We start from the raw sequence: 5,205 nt of genomic DNA on the forward strand, positions 1-5,205 counted from the left end.
GGGCGGCCGCCCGCGACGCGGCGGACGAGGCGACGCGCGCGCTGCGGGAGACCGCGGCCTGAGGCGCCGGGCCGCCCGACGGCCCGGCGTCGTCGCTGGTCGGCGCGGCGCGTCGGGCGCGTCCGCGTTGCCGCCCACCCGGGTGGTCGCTAGGTTCGGAACCACGGCCGCTGCCCGAAGAGGCCGGGCTCGCAGGTCAGGTCCGAGACGAGAAGGTGACGCGCGTGGCTCTTCCTCCGCTGACTCCCGAACAGCGCGCTGCAGCGCTGCAGAAGGCCGCCGCCGCCCGGCAGGCCCGTGCCGAGGTGAAGAACCGCCTCAAGTACTCGCAGGGATCGCTCTCGGAGGTGATCGCCCAGGGGCAGCAGGACGAGACGATCGGCAAGCTCAAGGTCGTCTCGCTGCTCGAGTCGCTGCCGGGCATCGGCAAGGTGAAGGCCCGTGAGATCATGTCCGAGATCGGCATCTCGGAGACGCGTCGCGTGCGCGGCCTGGGCCCCCACCAGGTCGACGCGCTGGTCTCGCGCTTCGGCTGAGCCGGCCGTACCCCCGGCGCCACGCGCCCACCCCGCACGAGGAGCACCGCACCACCCATGACGACGACGCCTGCCCGGCTCACCGTTCTCGCCGGGCCGACGGCCGTCGGCAAGGGGACCGTCTCGGCCGACGTGCGCGCCCGCTACCCGCAGGTCTGGCTCTCGGTCTCGGCGACCACGCGTCCGCCGCGGCCCGGAGAGGTCGACGGGGTCCACTACCGGTTCGTCTCGCCCGACGAGTTCGACCGCATGGTCGCCGAGGGCGAGCTGCTGGAGTGGGCCGTCGTCCACGGCCGGCACCGTTACGGCACGCCCCGGCGCCCCGTCGAGGAGCGCCTGGCGGCCGGCGAGCCCGCGTTGCTCGAGATCGACCTGCAGGGGGCGCGGCAGGTGCGCGACACCATGCCGGGCGCGTTCTTCGTCTTCCTCGCGCCGCCGTCCTTCGACGAGCTGGTCCGCCGGCTCGTCGGCCGCGGCACCGAGGACGAGGAGGAGCGGGCACGCCGCCTCGAGACCGCCCGGGTCGAGATGGCGGCCGAGGGCGAGTTCGACCACGTCATCGTCAACGACGACGTGGCGCGGGCGACCGACGAGCTCGTCCGCGTGATGGGTGTGACCACCGGGTAGACTTGTTGTAGGTCATCTGAGCCTCACCCCTTACGAAACCCGGGAGACCACTGTGTCCGGAACCGTCGCCGCCCCCACCGGCATCACCGACCCGCCCATCGACGACCTGCTCGAGCGCGCCGACTCCAAGTACGCGCTCGTCCTGTACTCGGCCAAGCGCGCGCGCCAGATCAACGCGTACTACTCGCAGCTCAACGAGGGCCTGCTCGAGTACGTCGGCCCCCTCGTCGAGACCCGGCCGCAGGAGAAGCCCCTGTCGATCGCCATGCGCGAGATCGACGGCGGCCTGCTCGCCGCCCGCTCCACGGAGGAGTAAGACCCCCACGATGCGGGTCGTCCTCGGCGTCGCGGGCGGGATCGCCGCCTACAAGGCGGTCCTGCTGCTGCGCCTCCTGCGGGAGGCGGGCCACGAGGTCCGCGTCGTCCCAACGCCGTCCGCGCTCGAGTTCGTGGGCCGCGCGACCTGGGAGGCGCTCTCCGGGCAGCCGGTGACGACGCACGTGTTCGAGGACGTCGACCAGGTGGCGCACGTCGCCATCGGCCAGCGCGCCGAACTCGTCGTCGTCGCACCGGCGACGGCGGACCTGCTGGCGCGGGCTGCGGCCGGCCGCGCGGACGACCTGCTCACGGCCACGCTGCTCGTCACGCGCGCGCCGGTGCTGCTGGCCCCGGCGATGCACACCGAGATGTGGGAGCACCCCGCGACCGTCGCGAACGTCGCGACGCTGCGCGCCCGGGGCGTCCACGTGCTCGAGCCCGCGTCCGGCCGGCTCACCGGCGCCGACACCGGACCCGGCCGGCTGCCGGAGCCCGAGGTGATCGCGGCCGCGGCCCTCGCGCTGGTGCACGGGCGGGGCGAGGACCTCGCCGGCCGCCGCGTCGTCGTCTCCGCCGGCGGCACCCGCGAGCCGCTCGACCCCGTCCGCTTCCTCGGGAACCGCTCGTCCGGCCGCCAGGGCGTCGCCCTTGCACGGGCGGCCGCGGCGCGCGGCGCGCAGGTCACGCTCGTCGCCGCGAACATCGACGTGCCGCCCGCCGGGTCCGAGGTCGTGCGGGTCGGCACGACGGCCGAGCTGCGGGACGCGGTCCGGGCCGCCGCCAAGGACGCGGACGTCGTCGTCATGGCCGCCGCGGTGTCCGACTTCCGGCCCGTGAACCCGGCGGCGGACAAGATCAAGAAGCGCGCCGACGGCGTCGCGCCGACGATCGAGCTCGTCGAGAACCCCGACGTCCTGGCCGAGCTCGCGCGCGACCGCCTGCGCGACGGCCAGGTGGTCGTCGGGTTCGCGGCCGAGACCGGGGACGCGCACGGCAGCGTGCTCGACCACGGCGTGGCGAAGGCCCGCCGCAAGGGCGCCGACCTGCTCGTCGTCAACGCGGTGGGGGAGCGGGTCGGCTTCGGGACCGACACCAACGACGTCGTGGTCGTCGACCGCGAGGGCCGGGTCGTGGCCCGCGCGGACGGCACGAAGGACGAGGTCGCGCACGCCGTCTGGGACGCCGTCCGGCCGCTGCTGGACGCGTGAGGGAGCGCGCTCGCGCGCGCAGGTAGGGTGACCGCCATGACGTCGGCCGCCACCCGCCTGTTCACCTCCGAGTCGGTCACGGAGGGGCACCCCGACAAGGTCTGCGACCAGATCTCGGACGCGATCCTGGACGCCATGCTGGAGCAGGACCCGCACGCCCGCGTCGCCGTCGAGACCATGGTGACGACCGGGCTGGTGCACGTCGCGGGCGAGGTGACGACCAGCGCGTACGTCGAGATCCCCGCGATCGTCCGGGAGGTCGTCCGGACGATCGGCTACACCTCGTCGCACATCGGCTTCGACGGCGAGTCGTGCGGCGTCTCGGTCTCGATCGGGCAGCAGTCGCCCGACATCGCGCAGGGCGTCGACAAGTCGCTCGAGCTGCGCGTGGACGGCTCGGCGATGGACCCGCTCGACGCCCAGGGCGCGGGCGACCAGGGGCTGATGTTCGGGTACGCCTGCGACGACACGCCGTCGCTGCTGCCGCTGCCGATCTGGCTGTCCCACCGGCTCGCCGAACGCCTCGCCCACGTGCGCCGCACGGGCGACGTGCCCGGGCTGCGGCCCGACGGCAAGACGCAGGTGACGATCGCGTACGAGGGCGACCGGGCGGTCGGGCTCGACACCGTGGTGCTCTCGACGCAGCACGACCCGGACGTGCGGCTGGACGACCAGCTGCGGCCCGCGATCGAGGAGCTCGTCGTCAGGCCCGTGCTCGAGCAGGTCGACCTCGACACCAGCCGCCACCGCCTGCTCGTCAACCCCACCGGTCAGTTCGTCGTCGGCGGCCCGCAGGGCGACGCCGGGCTCACGGGCCGCAAGATCATCGTCGACACGTACGGCGGCTTCGCCCGGCACGGCGGCGGGGCGTTCTCCGGCAAGGACCCGTCGAAGGTCGACCGCTCGGCGGCGTACGCGATGCGCTGGGTGGCGAAGAACGTCGTCGCGGCGGGGCTCGCGCGCCGGTGCGAGGTCCAGGTCGCCTACGCGATCGGCAAGTCGCACCCGGTCGGCCTGTACGTCGAGACGTTCGGCACGGGCACGGTGCCCGACGACCGCCTCATCACCGCGATCCGCGAGGTCTTCGACCTGCGCCCCGCGGCGATCATCCGCGACCTGGACCTGCTGCGGCCCGTCTACCGGCGGACCGCGGCCTACGGGCACTTCGGCCGCGAGCTGCCCGAGTTCACGTGGGAGCGCACGGACCGCGTCGCGGACCTGCAGCAGGCGATCGGCTGACCCGCCCGCCCCGGCGCGCTCGTCCGACGCAGGGCGCGGCGTGGGCGACGGGTGGTGAGATGACCCCGTGGACGTGACGGCGCAGCAGCTGGAGCTCGAGGGGCTCCCCGTGCCGCGGCGCCGCCGTCCCCGGTCCCCGGGGGTCGAGCCCGCCGCCGTCGCTCCGGTCGCCCGCGTGGCGCTCGACCTGGCGCCCGCCCACCTGGACCACCCGTTCGACTACCTCGTGCCCGCGGCGCTCGACGAGGACGCGCGCCCCGGCGTGCGGGTGAAGGTGCGCTTCGCCGGCCGTGACGTCGACGGGTTCCTGCTGGAGCGGGCGCAGGAGGCGGAGCACGACGGGCCGCTGGCGCCGCTGCGGCGCGTCGTCTCGGCCGAGCCCGTCCTCACGCCCGCGGTCCACCGGCTCGCGCGCGCCGTCGCGGACCGCTGGGCGGGGACGCTGAGCGACGTCCTGCGCCTGGCCGTCCCGCCCCGGCACGCGCGCGTCGAGGCGGAGCCCGTGCAGGAGGGCGGCGAGCCGTCGCCGCCCTCGCTCGCGGGGCACGCGTGGGCGCCGTACCGCGGCGGTCCCGCGTTCCTGCAGCACCTCACCGCGGGCGGTGCGCCCCGTGCGGTCTGGACGGCGCTGCCGGGCCCCGCCGGCGAGCGCTGGCCCGACGCCGTCGCGCAGGCGGTCGCCGCCGCGGTCGTGGGCGGCCGGGGGGCTCTCGTCGTCGTGCCGGACGCGCGTGACGCCGAGCGGGTGCTGGACGCGCTGGACGGTGTCGGCGTGCCCCGGTGGGCACCAGGGGTGGCCGGCGGCGCCGTGCGGCTCGGCGCCGACGACGGCCCGGCGGCGCGGTACCGCGCCTTCCTCGCCGTCGAGCGCGGCCTCGCGCGCGTCGTCGTCGGCACGCGCGCCTCGGCGTTCGCGCCGGTCCGCGACCTGGGCCTGGTCGTCTGCTGGGACGACGACGACCCGCTGCACGGCGAGCCGCGCGCGCCGTACCCGCACGTGCGGGAGGTGCTCGCGCTGCGCAGCGAGCTGGAGGGCGCCGCGCTGCTCGTCGGCGGGCTCGGCCGCTCGGTCGAGGCGCAGGCCTGGGTCGCGAGCGGCTGGGCGCACCCCGTCGTGGCGGAGCGGGCGACCGTCCGCGCCCGCGCGCCGCGGGTCCGGGCCCTCGACGCGGTCGAGCTCGCACGGGAGGGTCCCGCCGCCACGGCCCGCCTGCCCGCGCCGGCGTGGCGCGCGATCCGGGACGCCCTCCCGCAGGGTCCCGTCCTCGTGCAGGTCG

General features: G+C 76.0%; 6 protein-coding genes. All 6 read left to right on the forward strand.

Annotated features, from left to right (window positions below):
- Positions 1–224: 224 nt before the first annotated feature.
- Positions 225–536: an integration host factor, actinobacterial type gene (gene mihF / locus HGCM_RS12280; protein ID WP_026075451.1), complete on the forward strand. Its 312-nt coding sequence runs from the start codon at positions 225–227 to the stop codon at positions 534–536.
- A 57-nt stretch (positions 537–593) separates the two neighbouring features.
- Positions 594–1,163, forward strand: coding sequence for a guanylate kinase (gene gmk / locus HGCM_RS12285; RefSeq protein ID WP_019137131.1), 570 nt, complete (start codon positions 594–596; stop codon positions 1,161–1,163).
- Positions 1,164–1,215: 52 nt separating this feature from the next.
- Complete coding sequence (gene rpoZ / locus HGCM_RS12290) at positions 1,216–1,479, forward strand: DNA-directed RNA polymerase subunit omega (protein ID WP_019137132.1); 264 nt, start codon at positions 1,216–1,218, stop codon at positions 1,477–1,479.
- A gap of 10 nt (positions 1,480–1,489) precedes the next feature.
- The gene (gene coaBC, locus HGCM_RS12295) at positions 1,490–2,689 is read left to right on the forward strand and encodes a bifunctional phosphopantothenoylcysteine decarboxylase/phosphopantothenate--cysteine ligase CoaBC (protein ID WP_019137133.1); all 1,200 of its coding nucleotides are present in this window, start codon (positions 1,490–1,492) and stop codon (positions 2,687–2,689) included.
- A gap of 36 nt (positions 2,690–2,725) precedes the next feature.
- Positions 2,726–3,928 (forward strand): methionine adenosyltransferase, encoded by a 1,203-nt coding sequence (gene metK, locus HGCM_RS12300; protein WP_019137134.1) that lies wholly within the window; start codon positions 2,726–2,728, stop codon positions 3,926–3,928.
- Positions 3,929–3,995: 67 nt separating this feature from the next.
- On the forward strand, positions 3,996–5,205 hold a 1,210-nt coding region (locus HGCM_RS18220), incomplete at its 3' end, for a primosomal protein N' family DNA-binding protein (RefSeq protein ID WP_019137135.1).

The sequence above is a fragment of the Cellulomonas massiliensis JC225 genome (assembly GCF_000312005.1).
Taxonomy (GTDB): domain Bacteria; phylum Actinomycetota; class Actinomycetes; order Actinomycetales; family Cellulomonadaceae; genus Cellulomonas; species Cellulomonas massiliensis.

Coding starts and splice junctions, on each gene's coding strand:
- gmk (WP_019137131.1), top strand. CDS start 594: ATGACGACGACGCCTGCCCGGCTCACCGTTCTCGCCGGGCCGACGGCC.
- coaBC (WP_019137133.1), top strand. CDS start 1,490: ATGCGGGTCGTCCTCGGCGTCGCGGGCGGGATCGCCGCCTACAAGGCG.
- metK (WP_019137134.1), top strand. CDS start 2,726: ATGACGTCGGCCGCCACCCGCCTGTTCACCTCCGAGTCGGTCACGGAG.